Below are 1,706 nucleotides of genomic sequence, written 5' to 3'. Positions count from 1 at the left end.
CTGCCCTCCTTAGCTCAGCCTATTCCGTACAACGGGTTAGCGGGTGGTGTCAGCGATGTGCCCTATATCCAAGATTTCTCTTATCAATCCGAGGCCCACGTTAGTGAGGTGGAACTCAAAGACTACAGCTTTAAAAATCCGGCTTATTCCTTTAGCCAATTGGCCCACGGCACTGAGATGGATTACCAACAGCCTACTTACGTGCACTTTGATGCTCCAGGTCGCTATAAAGGTGACCCAAATGGCATTGCCTTCACCCGTACTCGCTTGAGTTATCTGCGCCGTGACGCCCAGTTAGCCAAAGGCAAAAGTAACGAATTTTTGCTCCGCTCAGGGTATAAATTCACCTTGAGTGACCACCTCAACACATCCTTTAATCGCGCTTGGCTGCTGGTTCAAGTCAATCACCAAGGCGAACAGGCTCAAGCACTCGAGGAAGATAGCACTCAAGGCAAGACGACCTACGCCAACCAATGGCAAGCCATCCCTGCTCATATCAATTGGCAGGCCGAGCCAGAGACCAAACCAATCGTCGATGGCCCAATGATCGCGACTGTCGTCGGCCCAGAGGGAGAAGAAATCTTCTGTGACGAACATGGTCGCGTGAAAGTCCATTTCCACTGGGATCGCGAAGAGATAAACCCTGAACATCGTTCATGCTGGGTGCGCGTCTCTCAAGGTTGGGCAGGCAGCCAATATGGCATGGTCGCTTTGCCTCGCATTGGTCACGAAGTGATTGTCTCATTTCTTAATGGTGACCCAGATCAGCCCATCATCACAGGGCGCACCTATCATGCGGTCAACCAGCCGCCTTATGCGCTGCCGGAGAACAAAACGAAAACCGTCCTGCGCAGTGAAACCCATCAAGGGCAAGGCTTCAACGAACTGAGTTTTGAAGACCAAGCAGACCAAGAGCAAGTCTATCTTCATGCGCAGAAGGATTTTGACTCGATCGTTCTCAACGATATGACGACTCATGTCAAACATGACCAACATATCACGATCGATAACGACCATTTCACTCAGATTAAAAACAGCCACAACCTCACCGTTGAGGGCGAAAGCCGTACTCTAGTCAAACAAGACACCACCTCGATTGTGGAAGGGAGTCTGCATCAAAAAATCGCTCAGTTGCATGCATTTGAAATTGGCAATGAACTCCACATCAAAGCCGGTATGAAGGTCGTTATCGAAGCAGGCTCTGAAATGACTTTAAAAGCCGGTGGCAGCTTTATAAAAGTGGACGCTTCAGGTGTTAGCTTGGTTGGAGCGAAAGTCAATTTAAACTCTGGTGGAAGTCCAAGCAGTGGCAGTGGTTTTTCTGGGCAGATTGCTTTGCTGCCCAACTCCCTGACACAGGATATGACTCCCCCTGAACAAGAAGCAATGGCTACGGATGGATCACTCCCGGCCATGAACCAAATCGCCTACAACAAGATGGTCGAAAACGGCTCGTTGCTAAAAGAACTTTGCCAATGTAATAGAGGTGGTCAATGTCAAATCCACAAATAATGCCTCAGTGGCGCGTTGAAATCGGCTCTGCGCCAATCCTCGTAGACGAATGGGATGTCTATATGATCATCGAGCCTGAACTTTGGCCAAATTGGCAAGTTCAGCTTTATCGAACCGTTCCAGAGCCCTTCTTTTGCCCCCTTTTCGAGCAGACACAATTTGCCAACATTGAACGTGGCCCCGTGTTAGTTGCT

At 49.4% G+C, this 1,706-nt stretch carries 1 protein-coding gene and 1 pseudogene; both read left to right on the top strand.

What is annotated here, in order from left to right; all coding sequences use genetic code 11:
• The coding region (locus ACQEXR_RS20045) for a type VI secretion system Vgr family protein (RefSeq protein ID WP_427021023.1) at window positions 1-1,512 on the top strand (1,512 nt) is incomplete at its 5' end.
• Window positions 1,494-1,706: pseudogene (locus ACQEXR_RS20040) on the top strand (DUF4123 domain-containing protein); the annotation flags it as partial. The gene ACQEXR_RS20045 and the pseudogene ACQEXR_RS20040, both read left to right, overlap by 19 nt.

It is taken from the genome of Vibrio sp. TRT 2004, assembly GCF_050113735.1.
GTDB lineage: Bacteria > Pseudomonadota > Gammaproteobacteria > Enterobacterales > Vibrionaceae > Vibrio.
Note: the sequence above shows the minus strand (reverse complement) of the source record. Positions and strands in the feature narration are given on the sequence as shown.